This window comes from Psychrobacter cibarius (assembly GCA_030686115.1).
GTDB lineage: Bacteria > Pseudomonadota > Gammaproteobacteria > Pseudomonadales > Moraxellaceae > Psychrobacter > Psychrobacter cibarius_C.
In genome coordinates this window covers 2991925-3016343 of sequence record CP131612.1, presented here as the reverse complement: position 1 = coordinate 3016343, position 24419 = coordinate 2991925, and the positions used below count along the sequence as shown (strand labels likewise).

16 protein-coding genes are annotated in these 24419 nt (G+C 42.9%); 15 read left to right on the top strand and 1 reads right to left on the bottom strand.

The annotated features are described in order from the left end of the window. Positions 1-7 precede the first annotated feature (7 nt). The 7 genes from rplK to Q6344_12780 all read left to right on the top strand — a co-directional run bounded on the left by rplK (position 8) and on the right by Q6344_12780 (position 12633). Positions 8-439 carry a 50S ribosomal protein L11 gene (gene rplK / locus Q6344_12810; protein ID WLG13466.1) on the top strand — a complete coding sequence of 144 codons (432 nt, stop codon included), beginning with the start codon at positions 8-10 and terminating at the stop codon, positions 437-439. After that, positions 440-1141: a 50S ribosomal protein L1 gene (gene rplA / locus Q6344_12805; protein ID WLG13465.1), complete on the top strand. Its 702-nt coding sequence runs from the start codon at positions 440-442 to the stop codon at positions 1139-1141. 446 nt (positions 1142-1587) lie between these two features. After that, a complete protein-coding gene (gene rplJ, locus Q6344_12800; protein ID WLG13464.1) occupies positions 1588-2115 on the top strand; it encodes a 50S ribosomal protein L10 in 528 nt (175 codons plus the stop codon). 126 nt (positions 2116-2241) lie between these two features. After that, positions 2242-2613: a 50S ribosomal protein L7/L12 gene (gene rplL, locus Q6344_12795; protein WLG13463.1), complete on the top strand. Its 372-nt coding sequence runs from the start codon at positions 2242-2244 to the stop codon at positions 2611-2613. 791 nt (positions 2614-3404) lie between these two features. Then, positions 3405-7523: a DNA-directed RNA polymerase subunit beta gene (gene rpoB, locus Q6344_12790; GenBank protein WLG13462.1), complete on the top strand. Its 4119-nt coding sequence runs from the start codon at positions 3405-3407 to the stop codon at positions 7521-7523. A gap of 188 nt (positions 7524-7711) precedes the next feature. Continuing rightward, a complete protein-coding gene (gene rpoC, locus Q6344_12785; protein WLG13461.1) occupies positions 7712-11944 on the top strand; it encodes a DNA-directed RNA polymerase subunit beta' in 4233 nt (1410 codons plus the stop codon). 167 nt (positions 11945-12111) lie between these two features. Continuing rightward, the gene (locus Q6344_12780) at positions 12112-12633 is read left to right on the top strand and encodes a hypothetical protein (protein WLG13460.1); all 522 of its coding nucleotides are present in this window, start codon (positions 12112-12114) and stop codon (positions 12631-12633) included. A 185-nt stretch (positions 12634-12818) separates the two neighbouring features. Here the strand turns inward: Q6344_12780 and Q6344_12775 are convergent, their stop codons facing one another. Beyond that, positions 12819-15476: a transglycosylase domain-containing protein gene (locus tag Q6344_12775; protein ID WLG13459.1), complete on the bottom strand. Its 2658-nt coding sequence runs from the start codon at positions 15474-15476 to the stop codon at positions 12819-12821. Positions 15477-15669: 193 nt separating this feature from the next. On the opposite strand from Q6344_12775, the gene Q6344_12770 reads away from it, so the two are divergent. From Q6344_12770 to Q6344_12735, 8 genes are all read left to right on the top strand, one after another. Beyond that, positions 15670-16725 carry a pilus assembly protein PilM gene (locus Q6344_12770; protein ID WLG13458.1) on the top strand — a complete coding sequence of 352 codons (1056 nt, stop codon included), beginning with the start codon at positions 15670-15672 and terminating at the stop codon, positions 16723-16725. Then, positions 16725-17387: a PilN domain-containing protein gene (locus tag Q6344_12765; GenBank protein ID WLG13457.1), complete on the top strand. Its 663-nt coding sequence runs from the start codon at positions 16725-16727 to the stop codon at positions 17385-17387. Before Q6344_12770 ends, Q6344_12765 begins: the two co-directional genes overlap by 1 nt. Then, positions 17384-18118, top strand: a complete 735-nt coding sequence (pilO, locus tag Q6344_12760; GenBank protein ID WLG13456.1) for a type 4a pilus biogenesis protein PilO — start codon at positions 17384-17386, stop codon at positions 18116-18118. The genes Q6344_12765 and pilO overlap by 4 nt, the downstream gene beginning before the upstream one ends. Beyond that, the gene (locus Q6344_12755; GenBank protein ID WLG13455.1) at positions 18118-18651 is read left to right on the top strand and encodes a pilus assembly protein PilP; all 534 of its coding nucleotides are present in this window, start codon (positions 18118-18120) and stop codon (positions 18649-18651) included. The genes pilO and Q6344_12755 overlap by 1 nt, the downstream gene beginning before the upstream one ends. A 27-nt stretch (positions 18652-18678) precedes the next feature. Further along, a complete protein-coding gene (gene pilQ, locus Q6344_12750; protein WLG13454.1) occupies positions 18679-21030 on the top strand; it encodes a type IV pilus secretin PilQ in 2352 nt (783 codons plus the stop codon). A gap of 164 nt (positions 21031-21194) precedes the next feature. Further along, on the top strand, positions 21195-21755 hold the full coding sequence (aroK, locus tag Q6344_12745) for a shikimate kinase AroK (GenBank protein ID WLG13453.1): 561 nt from the start codon (positions 21195-21197) through the stop codon (positions 21753-21755). 118 nt (positions 21756-21873) lie between these two features. Beyond that, positions 21874-22983 (top strand): 3-dehydroquinate synthase, encoded by a 1110-nt coding sequence (gene aroB / locus Q6344_12740; protein WLG13452.1) that lies wholly within the window; start codon positions 21874-21876, stop codon positions 22981-22983. Positions 22984-23112: 129 nt separating this feature from the next. Further along, complete coding sequence (locus tag Q6344_12735; GenBank protein ID WLG13451.1) at positions 23113-24186, top strand: hypothetical protein; 1074 nt, start codon at positions 23113-23115, stop codon at positions 24184-24186. Positions 24187-24419: the final 233 nt, after the last annotated feature.

Here is a 24419-nt window from a genome sequence, read left to right as displayed (position 1 = left end):
GAAAATCATGGCTAAGAAGATTGATGGTTACATCAAACTACAAGTCCCTGCAGGTAAAGCAAATCCTTCACCACCGATTGGTCCAGCATTGGGTCAAAAAGGCGTGAACATCATGGCGTTCTGTAAAGAATTTAACGCTGCGACCTCAAACCAAGAGCCGGGTCTACCGATTCCTACTGAGATCACTGTATATAGCGATAAGTCTTTTACTTTCATTATGAAGTCACCACCAGCTGCATACTTACTACGTAAGGCTGCTGGTATCGCTAAAGGTTCTGGTACACCAAATACCGCTAAAGTCGGTAAAGTTGACCGTGCACAACTAGAAGACATCGTTAAGACCAAAGATGCAGATTTAACTGCTGCTGATCTTGATGCTGCTGTTCGTACCATCGCTGGTACTGCACGTTCAATGGGTATTACCGTGGAGGGTGTGTAAATGAGCAAGCTAACCAAACGTCAAAAAGAAATTCAAAGCCGTATCGTACATGAAAAGCAGTATACAGTTGAAGAAGCGGTTCAAATCCTAAACGATTTACCACCTCTTAAATTCAAAGAGTCAATTGATATTGCGATTAACTTGGGTGTTGACCCACGTAAATCTGATCAAGTGGTTCGTGGCGCTACCAACCTACCTGCTGGTACTGGTAAAACCAAACGCGTTGCTGTATTTGCTCAAGGTGCTGCTGCTGAAGCCGCCAAAGAAGCTGGTGCAGATATCGTTGGTTTTGAAGACCTAGCAGAATCAATCAAAGCTGGTAACATGGACTTTGATATCGTTATTGCTGCTCCTGATGCAATGCGTGTTGTTGGTCAACTAGGTACTATCCTAGGTCCACGTGGTCTAATGCCTAACCCTAAAGTCGGTACGGTTACGCCTAACGTCGCTGAAGCGGTTACTAACGCTAAAGCCGGTCAAGCACAGTATCGTGTAGACAAAGCAGGTATCATCCACACGACTATCGGTCAAGTTGGCTTTACTGCTGAGCAAGTAATCCAGAATGCTGAAGCACTGATTGCAGATTTAAGACGTGCTAAGCCTGCTACTTCTAAAGGTACTTTCATTAAGAAAATTACCTTGTCTAGCACGATGGGTCCTGGTCTAAGTATTGATCCAGTTCCATATCGCACAGCAAAATAATTAGATATGTGCCTTTATTTGACAATTTTAAATAAAGGCTGCAAAAATATTTTAAAGAATTAGGTCAGCGTAGCAAACGCTATGCTGTCTAAGACCGTAGGTAGAAAGCGGTTTTACGTTTTTATTAATTTTTTTCGGATCATTAGTAATAACAACGAGCTGCTTTTGTTAATCGACGAAAGATGAAAATCTTAGTTGTCCTACGCAGACGGTGACCCACCCAGTTGTTGATAAGAGCCGATAGTTCAATCTATTACTTGATGTCATTCTGATAACGGTGCCGTAATCAGTCGTTATGAGTAAATTTATTATTAATAAATATGCTGATAACGTGTCGTATCAAGTCAGTCTAAGCGATTCGTTTAATTATTGAATGCCAATGCTTAAAAGCTTAGGTTTAAATGATTAAATATTCAGCTGATTGATAAGATTAAAGGAGTCAACTTATGGCATTAACGCTAGAGCAAAAACAACAAGTTGTGGCTGAAGTGTCTGAAGTTGCTGCTAATGCTTACTCAGCAGTAGCTGCCGAATATCATGGTATTGGTGTTGCAAAGCTTACTAAGCTGCGCGAACAAGCCCGTGAAAAAGGCGTCGTTTTGAAAGTGGTAAAAAATACCCTAGCAAAACGTGCGTTTGAAGGCACTAAGTTTGAGAGCATGTCAGACCGTATGACTGGTCCATTACTTTTGGCTTTCTCTATGGAAGATTTGGGATCTGCTGCTCGAGTTGTTTTCGAGTTCAGTAAAGATCACAAAGCTTTAGAGACCAAATTGGTATCAGTTGGTGGTGTTGTTTATGGTCCAGAAGAGCTAGAGCGCGTATCGAAGCTACCAACTCGCGACGAAGCAATCTCTATCTTGATGGCTACTATGAATGCACCAGTTACCAAGCTTGTTCAAACTATGAACGCTGTTCCTAGTAAGCTTGTTCGCACGGTAGCAGCAATCAAAGACGCAAAAGAAGCTGCTTAATTGCTTGTTTTAACGTAACTTTGACATCGCCGATTGCACTTTATTGCTAACACTATTTGAAAATTTGGCAAGCAATCTAAGCGATTTTAAAATCAATTAATTTTTATCAGATAACGGAGAGTTCTCATGGCACTATCTAAAGATGACGTGTTAAACGCAATCGCTGAAATGTCAGTAATGGATATCGTTGAATTAATCAGCGCTATGGAAGAAAAATTCGGCGTAACAGCTGCTGTTGCTGCTGCACCTGCTGCTGCTGGCCCTGCTGCTGCTGCTGCTGAAGAAAAAGACGAGTTTGACGTAGTTCTTGCCAGCTTTGGCGAGAAGAAAGTTGGCGTAATTAAAGCCGTACGTGAAGCTACTGGTCTTGGCTTGAAAGAAGCGAAAGATTTGGTTGAAAGCGCTCCAGCTCCAATCAAAGAAGGCGTTAACAAAGCTGAAGCTGAAGAGTTGAAAAAGAAACTTGAAGAAGCTGGTGCAACTGTTGAACTAAAATAAGCTTCGCTTATCTTAGTGTTGTACAAAAAAAGCTGGTAATGCCTTGCATTGCCAGCTTTTTTTTACTATAATTCGTAGCTTGACCTTTTGTGTCTGCCAACAGTCGTATGCAACATCACGGTGGATACCCATCAAAAGGACAGACGATATACATGCAAGCACACATGCCAGTTTTTGAAATCAGTTAATTTAAGCTAAACGTCCATAGATGTTTGGCATTTTTTTGTGTCTGCATGCTTTCCCATTAACACTATAGTTTATACTGATTCTAAAAGTTATAGTTACCCCGATTATTATTAATTCTGAAAAGCTATTAAGTTTAGGTTGTCCGTTTCGCAGAGTATTACTGTCAGTAGTTAGGCTTATAGACGGTACATATCAGCGACGATATTAGTTTTGATAGAATTGTTGGTTTTGAAAGAGCCTGTTTTTCGAAAGAAAAATGACTAAATACAATCAGTTTTGATAGCAGATAACTTAGAAACACCCTTGAACGAGTCATTTTTTCTTACCTCTATGAGTAAGTTTTGCCTAAAAAGTAATATGTTTTAGATGATATGATATTGAATTTGGTTGTCTAAGTGGTCATATAGACTGACTTAGATACTGATCATAAAATGAAAGTAAGGGTGCTAAGTAAGCACTGATAGCAGAAGTAGTAATTGACAAAAGATATCAACTGAACACGATTACCTGTTTTATATTATCGTTTACGTCGCCAAGTTTGCATCGTATTTATGCACGCTGGCCACGCTTTTAATTTGTTTCCACGTTTACTGTAAGGACTCTCGATGGCATATTCTTATACTGAAAAAAAGCGTATTCGCAAAAGTTTTGCTGAATTGCCCACTGTGATGGACATTCCCTATTTACTGTCTATTCAAGTAGATTCTTACGAGCAATTTTTGCAAGAGCACAAAAAGCCAAAAGCTCGTGAGAATACTGGTTTGCAAGCTGCGTATTCCTCTATTTTCCCAATTGAGAGTCACTCTGGTAACGCAGAGCTACAATTCGTTGAATATTATTTAGGCACGCCTGAATTTGACGAGCGTGAGTGTATCTTGCGTGGCTCAACGTTTGCTGCACCGATGCGTGTCAAAATCCGTCTGATCATTAAAGACAAAGACAGCAAAGACAAAGACAGCAAAGCGGCTATCAAAGATATTCGTGAGCAAAGTGTCTATATGGGCGAGATGCCTTTGATGACAGCTAACGGTACTTTTATTATCAATGGTACTGAGCGTGTTATCGTCTCTCAGCTACATCGTTCACCTGGTGTGTTCTTTGATCATGATAAAGGTAAGTCGCATTCAAGTGGTAAAGTGCTTTATAACGCACGTATTATCCCTTACCGTGGTTCATGGTTAGATTTTGAATTTGATGCCAAAGACTTAGTTTTTGCTCGTATTGACCGTCGTCGTAAGCTATTGGCTTCAATTATTTTACGTGCGCTTGGTCTAACAACGTCTGAAATCTTAGATTTGTTCTTTGATAAAGTAGCCGTTTATAAAGGTGAAGAGCAGTTCGAGATTGATCTGGTTGCTGATCGCTTGCGCGGTGAGATGGCTCAGTTCGATATCGTATCACCAGAAGGTGATGTCATCGTAGAGCAGGGCAAGCGTATTAATGCACGCCGTATTCGTCAGCTTGAAGAAGCAGGTATGACGAAGATTGCGATACCTGATGAGTATCTCTATGAGCGTATTTTAGCTGAAGATATCGTGGTGAATGACGAAGTTATCGCTAAAGCGAATACCCTAATTGACCATGAATTATTGGTTAAATTAAGTGCATTTGAAGCCAGCGAGTCTATCAAAGAATTCAGCATTCTATTCACCAATGATATCGATCAAGGCAGTTATATTGCCGACACTTTGCGTGCTGATAGTACGTCAAGCCGTGAAGAAGCATTGATTGAAATCTATAAAGTCATGCGTCCAGGTGAGCCACCAACGGTTGAGACCGCTGAAAAACTATTTGACAGCATGTTCTTTAACGCTGATCGTTATGACTTATCGAACGTCGGTCGTATGAAATTTAACCGTCGTTTAGGGTTAGAGTTTGATAATACTGATGATCCAGATATCCAACGCGCTCGTAGCGTATTGACCAATGCCGATATCGTTAATGTCCTAAAAGAATTGATTGAGATTCGTAATGGTCGCGGCGAAGTCGATGATATTGACCATTTAGGTAACCGCCGTATTCGTTCGGTTGGCGAGATGGCAGAAAACCAATTCCGTGTTGGTCTAGTACGTGTCGAGCGTGCAGTCAAAGAGCGTTTAAGCTCAGCGGAATCTGATAACTTGTCACCACAAGATTTGATTAACTCAAAACCTGTTGCTGCTGCGGTCAAAGAATTCTTTGGTTCAAGCCAGTTATCGCAGTTTATGGATCAGAACAATCCATTGTCTGAAGTTACCCATAAACGCCGTGTCTCAGCTCTAGGACCTGGTGGTCTGACCCGTGAACGTGCAGGCTTTGAAGTACGTGACGTACATGATACCCATTATGGTCGCGTATGTCCGATTGAAACTCCTGAAGGTCCAAACATTGGCCTTATTAACTCATTAGCAACTTTTGCTAAAACCAACAGCTTTGGCTTCTTAGAAACGCCTTATCGCCGTGTGGTTGATGGTAAAGTAACTGATGTCATTGAGTATCTATCAGCGATTGAAGAAGTAGGTACGGTCATTGCACAGGCTGATTCACCAGTAACCGCAGAAGGCGCGTTATCTGATGAGATGGTCAGTGTACGTAGCTATGGTGAATTTGTCCGTATGCCACCGGAAAAAGTGACGCATATGGACGTGTCGCCAAGTCAGGTTGTATCGGTAGCTGCTGGTCTAATTCCATTCCTAGAGCATGATGATGCTAACCGAGCGCTTATGGGCTCGAACATGCAGCGTCAGGCAGTTCCTACGCTACGTGCTGATAAGCCGTTAGTAGGTACGGGCATGGAGCGTCACGTTGCGCGTGACTCAGGTGTTTGTGTGATCGCTAAGCGTGGCGGTGTGATCGAAGATGTTGATGCCTCACGTGTTGTGGTTCGTGTCAATGAAGATGAGATGATTGCTGGTGAAGCTGGTATTGATATCTATAACCTCGTTAAATACACGCGTTCTAACCAAAATACTTGTATCAACCAACGTATTATCGTCAACCAAGGTGATGCTATTGCTGTAGGTGATATCTTGGCTGATGGTCCGTCAACGGATCTTGGTGAGCTTGCATTGGGTCAGAACATTCGCATCGCATTTATGCCATGGAATGGTTACAACTTCGAAGATTCAATCTTGCTGTCTGAAAAAGTGGTTAAAGAAGATCGTTTCACGACCATTCATATCCAAGAATTGACCTGTGTGGCACGTGATACCAAGCTAGGTACTGAAGAAATTACCGCCGATATTCCAAACGTTGGCGAAGCGGCGCTATCAAGTCTTGATGAAGCAGGTATCGTTTATATCGGTGCTGAAGTTGACGCTGGTGATATCTTAGTTGGTAAAGTGACGCCAAAAGGTGAAACACAACTGACGCCAGAAGAGAAATTGCTCCGGGCTATCTTTGGTGAAAAAGCGGCTGATGTTAAAGACACGTCGCTACGTGTACCAACATCAAGCAAAGGCACGGTTATTGATGTTCAAGTCTTTACTCGTGACGGCGTTGAAAAAGACGCACGTGCAAGAGCAATTGAAAAATCACAGCTTGATAGCTATCGTAAAGATTTAAAAGAAGAGCTACGTATCTTTGAAGAAGCAGCTCGTGGGCGTATTGGTAACTTGTTAGATGGTCAAAAAGTCAGCGGTGGTTCTGGTCTAAAAGCCGGTACAGTGATGGCATTGGCTGATATGAAAGATATGAGCCTTGAGACCTTACTGGATATCCAACCAGTTGAAGAAGAAATCTCTGAGCGTCTAACGCAAATCGCTGAGTATTTGGTTGATAAGCAAAAAGATATCGATGTGAAGTTTGCTGAGAAAAAACGCAAATTAACCGCTGGTGATGACCTACAACATGGCGTACAAAAAATCGTTAAGGTATATCTAGCGGTTAAGCGTCGTATTCAGCCTGGTGATAAAATGGCTGGTCGTCATGGTAACAAAGGTGTGGTATCGCGCATTATGCCAGTTGAAGACATGCCTTATGATGAAAATGGTAATACCGTTGACATCGTCTTGAACCCACTTGGTGTACCATCGCGTATGAACATCGGTCAGGTTCTAGAAACGCATTTGGGTATGGCAGCGAAAGGTTTGGGCGAGAAGATCGATGGTATGCTCAAATCGCAAGCAGCGATCAAAGATTTACGTGACTTCTTAGACAAAATCTATAACCAAGTCGGCGGTGAGCAAGTTGATCTTGATAGCTTGAGTGATGATGACATCATGGCGCTAGCAGATAACTTGCGCGCTGGTGTACCAATGGGCACAGCAGTATTTGACGGCGCAAGAGAAAGCCAAGTTAAGGATCTGTTAGAGCTTGCTGGTATGGATCGCGATGGTCAACAGACGTTGTATGATGGTCGTACTGGTCAGAAGTTTGATCGTAAAGTAACCGTTGGTTATATGTACATGCTGAAACTTAACCATTTGGTTGACGACAAAATGCATGCGCGTTCAACCGGTTCTTACTCATTAGTGACGCAGCAGCCACTCGGCGGTAAAGCTCAGTTTGGTGGTCAGCGCTTCGGTGAGATGGAAGTGTGGGCACTAGAAGCTTACGGCGCGACTTATACGCTACAAGAGATGCTGACTGTGAAGTCGGATGACGTTGAAGGCCGTACGCGTATGTACAAAAACATCGTTGATGGTGAGCAGTATATGGATCCAGGTATGCCTGAATCGTTTAACGTACTGACCAAAGAAATCAAATCATTGGGTATTAATATTGAGTTAAAACAAACCCATTAAGCACGGCTGATTGAGACTATTGTTAACATGGTCTCAGTTGATTATTATCCTTAGTGGTCAACCTAAAAGCAGTATGCGCATCGCTGCTGCTTTTAGTGATTTGTCTCAACCCTATTCATTGCCTTCATTCATCTTATTTGCGTCAATAATACGCTATCAGATGATTATAAAGATAACGGAGAAGCAACTTGAAAGATTTACTCGATATCATGCAAAGCCCTACCGGCAACGGTAATCAAGAGTTTGATAGCATTCAAATTACTTTAGCCTCACCTGACGTCATTAAGTCATGGTCACATGGCGAAGTAAAAAAGCCTGAAACTATTAACTATCGCACGTTCAAGCCTGAACGTGATGGTCTTTTTTGTGCCAAAATTTTTGGTCCAGTAAAAGACTTTGAATGTTTATGTGGTAAATATAAGCGCCGTAAGTTCCAAGGCGTTATCTGTGAGAAATGTGGCGTAGAAGTGACGACGGCTAAAGTTCGTCGTGACCGTATGGGTCACATCGACTTGGCTAGCCCAGTTGCGCATATTTGGTTTTTAAAATCATTACCAAGCCGCATCGGTCTATTGTTAGACATGACGCTACGTGATATCGAGCGCGTTCTGTATTTTGAAAGCTATATTGTTACTGAACCTGGTTTAACTTCTTTAGAGAAGTATCAATTGCTTGATGATGAAGACTATTATAAAGCCCTTGAAGAATTTGGCGATGAATTCACTGCCAAAATGGGTGCTGAAGCGGTTCAAGACCTATTGAAAGATATCGATTTGGATCTTGAAATCGATGATTTGCGCGAAGCGATTCCGCAAACGGGTTCTGAAACCAAGCTTAAAAAGATGTCTAAGCGTCTTAAATTATTAGAAGCCTTCCGTGATTCTAATAACAAGCCTGAGTGGATGGTGATGAACATCTTGCCAGTACTACCACCAGATTTACGTCCGCTAGTACCACTAGAAGGTGGTCGTTTTGCGACTTCAGATCTAAACGATCTATATCGCCGTGTGATCAACCGTAATAACCGTCTAAAGCGTCTGCTTGAGCTGAGCGCACCTGATATCATCGTACGTAACGAAAAGCGTATGTTGCAAGAATCAGTGGATGCCTTGCTTGATAACGGTCGTCGCGGTCGTGCGATTACGGGTAGTAACAAGCGTCCATTGAAATCTTTGGCTGATATGATCAAAGGTAAGCAAGGTCGTTTCCGTCAAAACTTACTTGGTAAACGTGTTGACTACTCTGGTCGTTCGGTGATCGTTGTTGGTCCAACGCTACGTCTACATCAGTGCGGTTTACCAAAGAAAATGGCACTTGAATTATTCAAACCATTTACTTATAACAAATTATTGTCTCATGGTCTAGCCACGACAATTAAAGCTGCCAAAAAGATGGTAGAGCGTGAAGAGCCGCAAGTGTGGGATATGCTGGCCATGGTTATCCGTGAGCATCCAGTGCTTCTTAACCGTGCACCAACGCTTCACCGTTTGGGTCTACAAGCATTTGAACCAGTACTTATCGAAGGTAAAGCAATCCAATTGCATCCGCTCGTTTGTACCGCGTTTAACGCCGATTTCGATGGTGACCAAATGGCCGTTCACGTGCCATTGACCCTAGAAGCACAGCTTGAATCACGTGCGCTAATGATGTCTACCAATAACATCTTGTCGCCTGCGAATGGTGATCCAATCATTGTACCGTCGCAAGATGTGGTACTTGGTCTTTACTATATTAGCCGCTCATCAATCAATTCTAAAGGCGAGGGCATGATTTTTGCCACCGTTAATGAAGCATTGCGTGCGATTGGTTCAAACGATTTGCATGTAAACGCTAAGATCAAAGTGCGTGTCACCGAGACGCATATCGATGAAGACGGCAATGAGACTAAAGAAATCAGCTTAAAAGAAACGGTTGCAGGTCGTTTATTGATCTGGAACATCATGCCTAAAGGTATGTCTTTTGATGAATGTAACCAAGAAATGACGAAGAAAAATATTTCTCGTTTGATTAACTCTTGCTACCGTAAAGTTGGCGTTAAAGAAAGTGTCATGTTTGCTGACCAATTGATGTATCTTGGTTTTGCCCAAGCGACGTTGTCAGGCGTGTCTATCGGTATTGATGACATGGTCATTCCACCACTGAAAAAGCAAATCATTGAAGTGGCAGAAGGCGAAGTTCGCGAAATCGAAGATCAATTCGAGCAAGGTTTTGTGACCGCTGGTGAGCGCTATAATAAAGTGGTTGATATCTGGTCACGTACCAATGACAAAGTCGCTAAAGCGATGATGGACAACTTAGCCACTGATAAAATCATGAACGCCAAAGGTGAAGAAGAAGAGCAGAAGTCATTCAACTCTATCTTTATCATGTCAGATTCTGGTGCTCGTGGTAGTGCGGCTCAGATTCGTCAGTTGGCTGGTATGCGTGGTTTGATGGCTAAGCCAGATGGTTCAATTATCGAAACGCCAATTAAAGCAAACTTCCGTGAAGGCTTGACCGTACTTCAGTACTTTATTTCAACGCATGGTGCACGTAAAGGTCTTGCGGATACGGCACTGAAAACGGCTAACTCAGGTTACTTAACGCGTCGTTTGGTTGATGTGGCACAAGATTTGGTTATTACCAGTGATGACTGTGGTACTGAGCAAGGCTTGCTCATGAAACCACATATTCAAGGTGGTGAAATCATTGAGAAGCTAGGTGAACTAGTACTAGGTCGTGTGACGGCTCGTGATGTGACTTATAACGATGATGCTGATAAGGTATTGATTCCAGCAGGTACTTTGATCGATGAGCATTGGGTAAACGTGCTTGATAACAATGCGATTGATGATATCTGGGTACGCTCAGTTATTACTTGTAATGTTGAGCATGGTGTTTGTTCACAGTGTTATGGTCGTGATTTGGCTCGTGGTCATAAAGTGAATATCGGCGAATCAGTCGGTGTTATGGCGGCACAGTCTATCGGTGAACCAGGTACTCAGTTAACGATGCGTACATTCCACGTGGGCGGGGCAGCAAGCTCAGCATCAGTGGATAACAGCATCTCAGTTCGTAGTGCTGGTCAAGCGCATTTCGAAAATATGAAAACGGTTCAACATACCGATGGCCACTTAGTCATCGTATCGCGTTCAGCTGAAATCGCCTTGACCGATGAGCTTGGTCGTGAGCGTGAGCGCTATAAAGTGCCTTATGGTTCTAGCGTGCTTGTGAAACACGAAGATCAGGTTGATGCTGGTCAAACCATCGCTAAATGGGATCCGCACACGCATCCTATTATCACAGAATTTGCTGGTACTGCACGCTTCAGTGAGATTACTGATGGCTTAACTGCTACCGTAAAAGTTGATGATGCGACGGGTATGAGCTCATTTGAGATTCTTGCCACTCGTGACCGTTCAAGTTCAGCAAAAGACTTACGTCCTGCGATTATCTTGAACACTGATGAAGGCAAAGAAGTGGTTTACTTCTTACCAGCTGAAACCATCATTCGCGTCAGCGATGGTGAAAAAGTAGCAGCCGGTTCGATTTTGGGTCGTGTACCACAAGCCTCTTCAGGTACTAAAGATATTACCGGTGGTCTACCACGTGTTGCTGACTTGTTCGAAGCACGTCGTCCGAAAGATCACGCCATCATGGCAGAAATGACAGGTGTGGTTAGCTTTGGTAAAGAGACCAAAGGTAAAAACCGCTTCATCATCACCAATGAAGATGGTGAGATTCATGAAGAGCTAATCCCGAAATGGCGTCAAATCAACGTCTTTGAAAATGAAACGGTAGCACGTGGTGAAGTGATCGCTGATGGTCCACAGAATCCACATGATATCTTGCGTTTGAAAGGTCAGACTGCACTTGCTGATTACATCGTTAACGAAGTACAGGACGTTTATCGCTTGCAGGGTGTAAAAATCAACGATAAGCATATCGAAGTTATCATTCGTCAGATGCTGCGTAAAGTTGAAATTACCGATGGCGGCGATTCAAACCACTTTAAAGGCGATCAAGCAGAGTACTCTGATATCAAAGCATTGAATGCTAAGCTGGAAGCGGAAGATAAATTCCCAGTACAGTTCGAGCGTCAATTACTAGGTATCACCAAAGCAAGTCTGGCAACAGAAAGCTTTATCTCAGCAGCATCATTCCAGGAGACGACCCGTGTACTAACTGCGGCTGCCGTGACTGGTAAAGTGGATGAACTACGTGGTCTGAAAGAGAACGTCGTTGTTGGTCGCTTGATTCCTGCTGGTACTGGTTTGGCTTATCATAAAGCACGCAAAGAGAAAGCGGAGCAAAAACTGCTAGATAAAGATCTTAAAGCAGGGTTTGACAATGCAGCATTTGATATGTCAGCGAGCACGGATAGTAAAGACTTTGCAAGCTTTGATGAAGCCTTTGCACAAGAGCTTAATCAGGATAATTAATAGTATTAAGCGTCTTTGATTTATTGTTAATTTGATAAAAAGCCAGCCTAAGTTGCTGGCTTTTTTGTGTGTGCAATAAAGTGAGAAATGCATGGTACTGTTATCTAAAAAAATAGTACACTGGAAAATATGCCCTAATTTACACTTTATATAAGGATAAGTCGCAAATGGCAGGTAAAACCCGCGTTGCCAAGTATCAAGCAGATAGAACCAATCAAAAACTGTATTTCTGTCGTCTATCCTGCCAAGCAGCGGGAAATACCGATGATAAGCAGCTATACCAAGCCCATTGTGAAACTGCTATTTTTCATCTATACGGTGCCTTTCTCGCATTTACCCAAGAGCTAGGTTATTTTTATAGTTTAAACATGAGCGCACCAACATTGTCAGATATTGAGCAAGCATTGAGCGAGCGTACCCAAGTATCGCCTGAGATTCAGCGGTTACAGCAGTTACAGCAGCAGGGTTTTTTGGCCAATATAGAGCGGGCATATCAGCGTTGTTTGTACGCCGTGCCGCCAGATACTATCGTAGATCAAACACCAAGCAATACTGCCTCACCTGATCTTATTGTTAACGTTGTGACCTTGTCAAATCAATGGCTGCCAGATGAGACGACAATACGAGAATGGCGTCAGCAGTTTTTAGAGCTGATTGAGCAACTACGTGCTGGTATGGTTGAGTTCTAAAAATAGTTATTAAAATTTTATCTCATTTTTATCACCATTTTTGAAATGAAGACATGTCCTAGTTAACTGATGACTGTCCTTTAATAGAGTCGTATTGATTAAAGTATTGAGTATAAAAAAGGCTTATTTAGCGAGTGCTAAATAAGCCTTTTTTTGCGTCATAAGTTTATATCATTAATGGTTGTCTACTCTGGTATCGGTGGCATGCGCTCAACGGGTGTTACCGATAAAGGGTTTTGCGGCACACTATCATTACTACGACTGTTACTAGGTTTGGCTGCTTGAGAGCTAGTTTGTACTTCAACAGGCTCAGCTGGTGGTGATTTACGCTGTTGAGTCTGCGTCTTAACTGGTTTTTCTGATTCGCTGCTATCCGTATCTTCATCATCGGCCAGAATACCATCATCAGTCATTTCTATAATTTTTTGCTTTTGTTTTTTCGATTTGGCGCGGTTATTGATAGACACCCATTGATGAGGCGTGTCTTTAAGTTGGGCTTTCATAAAATCCATCCAAACGGGTAGAGCTGCCACACCACCATATTCGCGACGACCCATGGTTGATGGTTGATCAAAACCCATCCACACGACAGTTGCATTGGTAGGATGAAAACCTGCAAACCAAGCGTCTTTTGCTTCATTGGTGGTACCGGTCTTGCCACCAATATCATCACGACCTAAAGCCTTGGCTCGTACTGCCGTACCACGCTGTACGACGTCACGTAAGATATCTGCCATCTCAAAAGCGACTCTGGGTTGTAAGATTCGAGGTGCTTGCTTAGCCACTGCATATTGAACCGCTGGTGCTTTTAAGCGATCGGCCTGTGGACTAGCATCATAAACCTTTAGATTTAGCGCTTTACCGCTTTGTTCAATGTTATCAATATCATCATTGTTCTCTAAATTTTGTTCTTTAACCATCACTTCATCATCGATAGCACTGTCTTCATTTTCAATTGACTTCTTATAATCTTCGATGAGATTTCTATTGAGGTCTTCAAGTTTTTCATTGAAGCAGGTGGCACACGCTTGGCGTGGGTTTGCCTGAAAGAGGAGGTTATTATTATAATTATAAATTTGTTCGATAAAATACGGCTGTACACGGTGACCGCCATTTGCAAACGTGGCATAAGCTGTTGCCATCTGTAATGGTGTAGCCTGTCCTGTGCCTAGCGCTAACGACAAAGTCGTCGGCAGCTTTTCTTTATCAAGACCGAATTCATCTAACAGGTCGCGCACATCAGAGATGCCCACAGCCTGTAGCAATCGAATAGACACTAAGTTACGTGACCGATATAGAGCACGACGTAAAGTAATATCTCCCAAAAATCTTCCATCAGAATTTTTCGGTTTCCAATCACCTACTTGAATCGGTCGATCCGAAACAATGCTATCTGGGCGATAGCCTTTTTCTAGAGCAGCGGTATAGACAAGTGGTTTAATGGTTGAGCCTGGTTGACGCCAGCCTTGTAGAGCACGATTGAATTTACTGTGATTAAAGTCAAAGCCACCGACCAATGCCTTAACAGCACCAGTTTCTGGATTCAAGGAGACCAGACTTCCTTGTAGTTTGGGAATTTGTCCCAACTGCCAATTACCATTCGCGGTCGGTATCAAACGAATGATATCGTTTTTATTGACAATTTGGCGGGCGTTGTCAGGAAAGTAACCGATACGATTGGCAGAAATATACTTGCGTGCCCAGCTCATCCCAGACCAACCAACGGTCACATTTTCACCAGAAGGCATTGTCGCCTCAAAACTGCGAGCATTAACCTTGGTGACTTTGGCAGGAGTCATATTGCTATAGCGGCGGAAATTTTCTAGCGGTTCATCATTTGCTTCAGCCCCGCGCCAACCATGACGATGTTCGTAAGCCACCAAACCGGTCAGTACCGCCGCTTCCGCATCTGTCTGTGCTTTGCTATCAACGGTAAGACGTACCCGCCATCCACTATGCATCACTTGCTCACCATAGCGATCAACTAAGGTAGAGCGTGTCATTTCTGCCAAATACGGCATATTGACGTCGAGCTTCTCTTTATAGAGGTTAATGCCTACTGGTGAGCTGATCGCTTCGTCGCGTTGTGCTTTAGTGATATAGCCTAATTCGTGCATGCGTCCAATGATCCAGTTGCGGCGAGTCAGCGCGCGACTGGGATTGGCAACAGGATTGTATTTAGAAGGGGCTTTGGGCAGGCCTGCCAACATTGCTGTTTCAGCAATAGTGAGGTTTTCTAGGGATTTACTATAGTATTTTTTGGCCGCCGCGCGGATACCATAAGCGCCTTCGCCTAGATAGATTTTGTTGACATAAAGCGTCAAGATATCATTTTTACTGAGCTCATCTTCTATTTTACGTGCTAAAAATAGCTCGACCAATTTGCGATTTAAGGTACGCTCTGGACTTAAGAAGTAGTTTTTGGCAACCTGCATAGTAATGGTAGAGCCACCCGTTTGGCTGTCGTCATCAGTTACTACTTCTGTCACCGCGCGACCAAGACCCTTAATACTAATACCGCTGTGCTGAAAAAAGGACGCATCTTCTGCTGCTAAAAAAGCATGAGTCAAATTTTCAGGAATATCTTCAAAAGTAACGGGTAAAGACAAACGGTTACCATATTGACCAATGAGTTTGTCATCACTACTATATATCTGTAATGGCATCTCTAAATTTGCTGTTTTAATCTCTTGAATGCTAGGCAGGGTAGGCGATAAATACATCGCCATCCCATAAAAACCAATGGGCACAGCAAGTGCTAAGATAACTGCCAATGCCAAGCAGGCAATAACAAGCCCCACCAAAAAGTGAATGAGACGGGCGGTAGCATTTTTTTTGGTCATAAGAAGACTTATCAATTAAAATTTGCAACAGATAATGTATTATACCTTGAACAAAATCAGCAGGTCATAATAAATGTGTAAGTTGACCTTAATAACTTATTTAAATGCTTGAATCTATCTGTTAAGTAAAGTATTGTACTGAATTATTACAAATAACTATCAGATTGTACACTTAATATAAGGTATAGAGTTTGTGAGGCTATTTACTTCAAAAAGTCGACATTTGATTGGTGTTGATATCTGTGCCACTTCAGTAAAGTTGGTTGACATAGAGCGCCAACAAGGTATGTTTCATCTAAAATCTTATGGCATCGAAAGACTGCCAGAAGGTATAGTTGTCGATAAACTTCTTGTAGACACCGAAGCGGTCGGTCATATTATTGCTGGCTTAGCTAAGCGCTGTCACGTCTCTGGTAGTAGTGCTGCAACTGCCGTATCAGGGTCAGCAGTGATTACTAAAATTATTGATATGGATGCTGCGCTAAGCGATGTTGAGCGCGAAGCTCAAATACGTTTAGATGCTGATCAATACATACCTTATCCATTAGAAGACGTCAACTTAGACTTTGAAGTTTTAGGACCTTCTTTAGTAAGTGATGATATGGTGCAAGTCTTACTTGCCGCATCACGCTCGGAGAATGTTGACCAAAGAGTTGATGCCTTGACCTTTGGTGGTCTTCAAACGAAGGTTATGGATATCGAATCTCATGCGATAGAACGTGCTTTTGGACTCATGGTAGATAACTTACCAAATGCCCCTGAATTAGTGGCTTTGATAGATATTGGTCATAATCAAACGACTTTATATATCGCTAAGAATGGTGAGTTTATCTATAGCCGTGAACAACTATTTGGTGGTGTTCAGTTGACAGAAGCGATACAAAATCGTTATGGACTATCTGCTGAAGAAGCGGCTATCAGTAAGCGTGAGCGTACCTTACCAGATGACTACTATCTTGATGTATTGACGCCTTTCATTGAGAATACCATTCAACAAATTACTCGCTCATTGCAATTTTACTTCTCTTCAAGCCAATACAGTAGTATCGATCATGTGGTTCTTGCTGGTGGTAGTAGCTCTATTGCTGGTCTTGCTGGCATGGCACAGCAAAAACTTGGGGTGACTGTTAGTATTGCAAACCCTTTTATCAATATGACTATTGCACCAAATATCGATAATGAGCAACTGGCCATTGATGCACCAAGTTTAATGGCTGCATGCGGTCTTGCGTTAAGGAGCTTCGACTAATGGCTCGTATTAACCTATTACCTTGGCGCCAAGAAGAGCGCGAGCGTCGCAATAAAGAATTTCTCACGTTAGTAGTGGCAGTAACTTTGCTTACTTTATTGGCTGCATTTGCTTCATGGAGCTACTTTAACAACGAGCTTGATGAACAACTTGATGCGAACGCATTGATTGAAAAAGAAAATGCGCTTCTAGATACGGCTTTGACTGAAATTGATAGTCTGGAGCAGCGCCGTGAGGATATTATTTCACGTATGCAAGTCATTCAAGACTTGCAGGGTCGACGTCCTGTGCCTGTTCGTTTATGGGATGATCTTGCTAAAGCCATTCCGCCGGCACTCTATTTGAATAATCTCAAGCGTGAAGGCGATGTTTTGACGCTGACAGGTCGAGCTGATAATCCTAATATTGTATCAAGTTTGATTCGTAATCTTGATGATAGTAAATGGATGGGTGATTCAGCCGTTAGTAATATCCAACAAAATATCAGTGCTTATGAATCTGCACCAGTGCTTAATAATACGGTCACCGCTGGTGAACAGCCGCGTCCTATTTATCCTGAAGACAGTTATGTACAGTTTGTGATCACGACCAAAGTACAGTCGGAAACAGCCGTTCCTGTAGAAGGTGCTGACGGTACCACTGTACCTGGAGGTGAGTTATGAAGCTTAACCGTAAAAAAAGCCTGATTAAAACCAAAAAAACAGCCTTGAAACCAAAGCAACAGTTTGATTTACAGGAGTTTCGCCGCAGTTTTGAGTCGTTAGACTCTGAAAACTACGGCAGCTGGCCATTACCTGTAAAGGTAACGGTAATAGGGCTTATCATTACGCTCATCGCAGCGTTGGCGTGGGCTTTACCGATTAGTAGTAAGATCGACGAGATCAATGCTGCTGAGAGCCAGCAACAAACGTTACTTGATAGCTATCGTGAAAAAGAATCACGCGCGCGTCATTTAAAAGCTTACCAAGAGCAAGTTGTCCAAATGGAAGCTGAGTTCAATACCTTACTCGATCAGCTACCAAAAGATACTCGTGTATCAGAGCTGGTAGAGGGCATTAACATGACGGGTGTCGGCAGCAATATACGTTTTCAAGACATTTCAGTAGAGCCTGAGATTGAAAACGAATTTTTTATTGAGCAACCTATCCGCATTGCTGCTTTGGGCGAATATCATCAGTTTGGTAGCTTTATTAGTGGTCTTGCCGCCTTACCACGAATCATTACTATGCATGATTTTGAGGTCAGCAATCCGCAGCCGACATTGGATGTTTTACCGGAGCTTAATTTGGTATTACAAACCAAAACCTATCGTTCAAAAGAAGCTGACCCTGAGGGTGATGAAACGGTTGCTGTCACTGACGCTGCGACCACTGATAATGCAGGAGGCAACTAATGAATATTCAAAAACTGCCTACGCTATTGGTTTTAAGCATGGCTGTATTGTCCATAACAGGGTGTGCGGATCGCATTGGTATGGCAGAGCAATCTATGACCGATATCCGTAATCAGCCAGCTCAACCTATTGAACCACCGCCCAAAGCTGAGCTAGTAGAAGACTTTGTTTATAGTGCCAGCGCACAGCGCAGTCCATTCTTACCACCGAGTTTAGTCAATGTCCAAGGTCCTACCACCTCCATCGATGGTGTGCGTCCTGACATTACCAGAGTGAAAGAACCTCTTGAGCAATATGAGCTATCGCAACTGATTTTTCGTGGTGTTGTAATTTCACCTGAAGGTCAGCGATATGCGTTGGTACAACGCCCTGATGGTTCAGTCGCGAGTGTTAAAGTAGGTGATTATCTTGGACTAAATGACGGCCGTATTGTTGAAATCACGCCGACCCAGATTAACTTGATTGAAATTGTGCCAGACAGCCGCGCTGGGTTTGTTGAAAAACCCCAGTCGTTGGTTTCACCCATAAGCTAAGTCGGCAGATTTTTTGAGGAATAAATAATGACAGTACGCAATAACAAGGTAATGATGATGAGCAACCGCGTATCTTCTGCTTTTGCCATTTCAGCATTGGCAATCAGCATGGTAGCAGTGAGTAATAGTGCCCATGCCGCACAGCGCATTAACGAAGTTTCTGTGGTACAAATTGCACCAGCAGTGACGCAAATGCGTTTGGGATTTGACGGTTTACCAGTGTTACCTGCCGCCTATCAGCTTGATAACCCTAGCCGTTTGGTGCTAGATTTTGAAAAAGTGCAGAATGGACTTGCTAGTCGCTTTAATGAATACAATATTGGTATGATTGATAAGGTCACGACGTTGAATAGTGATAGTACCACGCGCCTGATTGTTGAGCTAAAACAGGCAGGTAACTATACGACATCGATTGAGGGTAACGATTTACTATTAACCATTACTGATCCGAATCGTCCAGTAATGACCAATGATCCTATCCAAGACGTACTCAATGACAATAATGCAATCACGACGACAGCAGTCGTTACACCGATTGTAGAAACCAGTAGTGCACCGGCAGTCAATATAGCCAGTAAAACGGTGGTTAAAAACCAAGTGCCTGCTGATACCATGGGGGTCAGAGTTAACCCATTATTAAGCCCACAACTTGCTGCATCGCAAGTGAGTAAGCAATATAGCTATGATGGTTTGAGTGCTGTCAATTTTGCCGCAGGAAATGATGGTGGTGGCAACGTTAGCATCGCACTTACCAATGAAGCCATTCCAGTTGATGTCCAACGTCAAGGCAACAAGTTAGTGGTACGCTTAACGGGTAGCACCGTGCCAAGAAATTTATTGCGCCGTTTGAATATTAATAGTGGTCTGGTTGATAGTATTGATACTAAAAACCAAGGTCAAAATGGTGTAATTACTATTAATGTCAAAGAAGATTATGAGTATCAGGCTTATCAATCAGGCAATCAGCTGAATATTAATATCAGAAAACCTGAGCTACTACGTGAGCCAACACTTGAAGAAAAAGTCTATAGCGGTGAAGCGCTATCTATGGAGTTTCAAGACGTTGAGATTCGTAGTGTCTTAGATATCCTAGCGCAGTTCACAGAAATGAATATTGTGGCTAGTGATTCAGTCGCGGGCAATATCACCTTACGCCTGATTAATGTCCCATGGGATCAAGCGCTAGATATTATTCTAAAGAGTAAGAATCTTGGTAAGCGTGAAAATGGCAATGTAATTTTGGTTGCGCCTTCCACCGAGCTTGCTGAGCAGGAAGCACGTGAGCTTGAAGCACAGCAAGCAGTTGAGTCTTTTGCGCCATTACGCACAGAATATATTCGTCTTAGCTATGCAAAAGCGCCAGATGTTTTGACACTTATTTCTCAAGGCAGTGGCTCATCAGGTGGTAGTAACACGGCCAATTCAAACTCTACGGATAACAATACCTTATTGTCTAATCGTGGAACGGTAACGGTAGATGAACGTACCAATACCTTAATTATTAAAGATGTGGCTGACAGTATCGAGAATATCCATAAGTTGATTGGTAAAATTGATATTCCAGTCCGTCAGGTCATGATTGAAGCGCGTATTGTGAGTGCCACTGATAGCTTTAGTAAAGAGATTGGGGTTCGTTGGGGTATCTTATCAAATGGTGCTGCCAACAACCGTAATTTATTGGTCGGTGGTAGTAATCAAACGTTATGGGATTTAAAAGACTTTGATGTAGAAACGACGACGGTAAATGGTCAAACGGTTTCTTATCCTTCATACGATATTAGCCGCCCTGATAACTTAAACGTCGATTTAGGGGTTGCCAACCCCGCTGGTAGTATTGCCTTTGGTTTGCTCGGTATATCTGATTTTATGTTAGATCTTGAGCTGTCAGCCATGCAAGCGGATAACCGTGGTGAAGTGATTTCTACGCCGAAGATTCTGACAGCAGACAAGCAAACGGCGAAAGTCTCTTCAGGGACGCAGATTCCTTATCAAGAAGCGTCTGCCAGTGGAGCAACCACTACTAGCTTTAAAGAAGCCGCATTGAGTTTAGAGGCCACACCAAATATCACCCCAGATGGCAAAATCGGTTTGCAATTGTTAATCACTAACGGCACACCAGTAAGATCGCTAGATGGGCAAGTTGCTATTGCCGAAGATTCTGTTTCAACCAATGTCATGGTTGAAGACGGTCAGACCATTGTATTAGGTGGCGTCTTTAAGAACAGCAAAAGCAATGGTGTCGATAAAGTACCTTTCTTAGGTGATCTGCCTTATATTGGTCGTGCCTTCCGTAAGGATGTGCGCAACAACTCTAAAGAAGAGCTGCTGATATTCATTACGCCAAAATTAATCAATGATGGTATTAGCCGCATAGATTAATCATTTATTGATTGGTTTTCGCTCAAAAGAAGCAAGCATCAACGCTTGCTTTTTTTATGGGAAAATTTTCATATTGATTGAATTTTACTAACAATAATCAACGCTCATTACTAGCCAGAATATCAATGACGTTGTATCATAGCTAATTTAGCTGAGTAAGTATTATGGTGGAGGAATTGCCGTCGGTGTTTTTAGTAGGGCCGATGGGAGCAGGGAAGACAACCATCGGTAAATTGCTGGCTAAGCAGTTGGGGCGCACCTTTGTAGACAGTGATTGGTACATTGAATCGCAGACAGGGGCTGACATTGCTTGGATATTCGCTAAAGAAGGCGAGGCGGGCTTCCGTGAGCGTGAAACGCGCGCCATCGATGAGTTGACTCAAAAAGACCAAATCGTTTTAGCGACTGGTGGTGGCGCTGTGATGTGTGCTGAAAACAGAGCGTTTTTGCATCAGCGCGGTATCGTGGTTTATTTGAATGCGCCAGTTGATGTGCAAATGGCTCGCACGGCTAAAGACAAATCACGACCACTGTTACAGCAGCCAAATCCTAGAAAAATCTTGCAAGATTTATATAGCACTCGTGATCCCTTATATCGCCAAGTCGCTCATATTATTATGCCAACTGGTCATACTTATCCCCGTCATATGGTCAATCAGCTTTTACAGCAACTAGAGTCATTTACTGACTTGACTGCTATAGCACCAGAAGATAAAGAAAAGTAACCATAATGATAAACTTTATCAAGGCGTGTCCTCATTTAAAAATGGCGATAAAAATCAGGACGCGCCCTAGTTAAGCTCAGCTACTTTTACCTCATTCAAAATGCTTAGGGAGTGTTTAATGGCAACGCCACTGTTTCATGACGGTTTAACGGTTCATACGCAAAGCCATGACTATCCAATCGTCATTACTGAGAAAACAGCGATAGATCATAACAGTATGGCAAAGCTGATCACACCTTATATTCGTGGTCGCCAAGTATTGATTGTCACTAACGATACTGTTGCGCCTTTATACCTAAGCGCTTTAGAGAAAGAGTTAGCAGAGCAGTTCACCGTGAGTGTTTGTATATTGCCAGATGGTGAGCAATATAAGCATCAGGCCAGTATCAATCAAATTTATGATGTATTGATGGCAGCGCATTTTAATCGTGACGTTACGCTTATTGCTTTAGGTGGGGGCGTTATTGGCGATATGACGGGCTTTGCTGCAGCAAGCTTTATGCGTGGTGTAAATTTTATCCAGATTCCAACCACGCTACTGTCACAAGTGGATTCGAGCGTTGGTGGTAAGACGGGCATCAATCATCCTCAAGGCAAAAACATGATTGGCGCTTTTTGGCAGCCGCAAATGGTACTTGCTGATATGAGTACGCTCAAAACTTTGCCAGCGCGCGAGTTGTCAGCCGGGTTGGCTGAGGTTATTAAATATGCACTCATTATGGATGTCACGTTCTTAGATTGGCTGGAAGTCAATCTGCCAGCGATGATGGATTTGGATTTAGCGGTACTTGGTGATGCCGTAAAACGCTGCTGTCAGTATAAAGCCGATATCGTCGCGCAAGATGAAAGAGAGTCAGGCGTGCGAGCATTGTTAAACTTCGGTCATACTTTTGGTCATGTCATTGAAACCCATGAAGGCTATGGCAATTGGCTACACGGTGAGGCAGTCGCTGCTGGCATGGTACAAGCCGCAGAGTTATCACAGAAAATGGGATGGTTAACGGCCGAAGACGTTGCTCGTATTAAGCGTATTTTAACCTTAGCAAATTTGCCTATCACCCCGCCACGCATTGATACACAAACGGTGCTAAGCTTGATGGGACATGATAAAAAAGTGAAACACGGACAAATCCGCCTGATTTTGCTAAAATCACTGGGTCAGGCTGTATTGACCAATGATTTCGATGAAGATCTTTTGCACGAGGTATTGTCACAACACCGCGTATAATGTCTTAAAGCTTTAGTGCTCGTGAATACTCACTGAACGCAACGGTTTAAAGCAGACTGGCTCGCCGCCATTCTACTTACTGCGCATCTCTTGAATGCGGTCAACTTTATTTTCACCAAGGATACTCCCATGGCAGCTTCAAGATCGACGCCGCGTACCGCTAGCCAGTCATATCGCCGTCAAGCGTTGATTTGGCTGATAATGACCTTGCTTTTGGGTGTGGTTACGGCTCTGATTTGGATGTTTAGTCAAACGCCAGCGATGGGTGCCAAAATTGAAAATGCCCCCATATCAGCACAGCAACCATTGAGTGCTGAGCTTGAGCAGCCCTTGAAAATAGAGTCGTTACACGAGCTTGATACCGACGTGCAGCCCATTAGTTTTGATACGACGGTGCGTGATTTGCGCAATTATCCTGCTGAGTTTAAAGACAAACGTTATTTGTTGGCGAATAAAGGCAAATGGACAGTGCAGGTGATGAATGTCGCCGAAAACGATGTGATTGTCAGTTATCTAGAAGGCCGCGCAGACCGTAATAAATTTGCTTATTTTCGTTATCTTGATGATGAAAATCAAGTCCGCTATATGTTAACTTATGGGCTCATGAGTAGTCCACAAGAAGCGGTTGGCGCGGCAAAACTGATAGACTTTAAGTTGCCAGCCAATGTGCGTGTGTTGCCAGAAGAGATCAATCGTTATGTCGGTATCATCGATAATTATGAACGCCCTGATCCAGTTAAAGATTTGAGCACCAGACGCACACGTTCTGTTGATTTAAAACCGACTAAGCGCGAAGTGCCAGTGCGCCAGCCACTGCCAGAAACGGATAATGGGGACAATGCTGGTCGTAGCAGTCAAGAAACTGCCAGTAACAGCGACAATGAAAGTATCCGTCAGTCAGCGGATACCTCTGATACTTTATCGGTCACTGAAGAGCGTATTGTTGGTAATGAAGAGGAAGTCTCCTCTGTTACTACGCCTAAAAATGAAGGTAGTGGAACTAAGTCTGAATCAGAGAATAAAAAACCAGCGACATCAGGCACTGAAAATACCACTAAAAAACCCCCAGTAGTCGCAACACCAAAGCCGCCAAGTAGTACCAGTAGCACAAATTCTGGCGCAAACACTACTAGCAAGAATACCAATCCTCCTAAGAGCAATAACGACAGCATAAAAACACTGATAGAAGACAAAAGTAATTAGAGTGTGTTTGTCCTTTGAACATATCGTTGATAGCTATGATAACCTCGTTACCACTATGATTGACAAAAACCCACTGACAAGCTGGTTAGTGGGTTTTTTTGTGGAGCATCATAAAGCATATAATTAGTGCTAAAAATACGTTTTCAAGAGAAGTTGATCTTAATTAAGCATCTCAACTAAGCCTTGTCACAGATACTATGTATCAAAATTTGCATAGAACATTTAATCATCCT

What these genes read in the sequence shown, in the direction of transcription:
- rplK (WLG13466.1), top strand. Translation starts at nt 8, where the DNA reads ATGGCTAAGAAGATTGATGGTTACATCAAACTACAAGTCCCTGCAGGT.
- rplA (WLG13465.1), top strand. Translation starts at nt 440, where the DNA reads ATGAGCAAGCTAACCAAACGTCAAAAAGAAATTCAAAGCCGTATCGTA.
- rplJ (WLG13464.1), top strand. Translation starts at nt 1,588, where the DNA reads ATGGCATTAACGCTAGAGCAAAAACAACAAGTTGTGGCTGAAGTGTCT.
- rplL (WLG13463.1), top strand. Translation starts at nt 2,242, where the DNA reads ATGGCACTATCTAAAGATGACGTGTTAAACGCAATCGCTGAAATGTCA.
- rpoB (WLG13462.1), top strand. Translation starts at nt 3,405, where the DNA reads ATGGCATATTCTTATACTGAAAAAAAGCGTATTCGCAAAAGTTTTGCT.
- Q6344_12780 (WLG13460.1), top strand. Translation starts at nt 12,112, where the DNA reads ATGGCAGGTAAAACCCGCGTTGCCAAGTATCAAGCAGATAGAACCAAT.
- Q6344_12775 (WLG13459.1), bottom strand. Translation starts at nt 15,476, where the DNA reads ATGACCAAAAAAAATGCTACCGCCCGTCTCATTCACTTTTTGGTGGGG.
- Q6344_12765 (WLG13457.1), top strand. Translation starts at nt 16,725, where the DNA reads ATGGCTCGTATTAACCTATTACCTTGGCGCCAAGAAGAGCGCGAGCGT.
- pilO (WLG13456.1), top strand. Translation starts at nt 17,384, where the DNA reads ATGAAGCTTAACCGTAAAAAAAGCCTGATTAAAACCAAAAAAACAGCC.
- Q6344_12755 (WLG13455.1), top strand. Translation starts at nt 18,118, where the DNA reads ATGAATATTCAAAAACTGCCTACGCTATTGGTTTTAAGCATGGCTGTA.
- pilQ (WLG13454.1), top strand. Translation starts at nt 18,679, where the DNA reads ATGACAGTACGCAATAACAAGGTAATGATGATGAGCAACCGCGTATCT.
- aroK (WLG13453.1), top strand. Translation starts at nt 21,195, where the DNA reads ATGGTGGAGGAATTGCCGTCGGTGTTTTTAGTAGGGCCGATGGGAGCA.
- aroB (WLG13452.1), top strand. Translation starts at nt 21,874, where the DNA reads ATGGCAACGCCACTGTTTCATGACGGTTTAACGGTTCATACGCAAAGC.
- Q6344_12735 (WLG13451.1), top strand. Translation starts at nt 23,113, where the DNA reads ATGGCAGCTTCAAGATCGACGCCGCGTACCGCTAGCCAGTCATATCGC.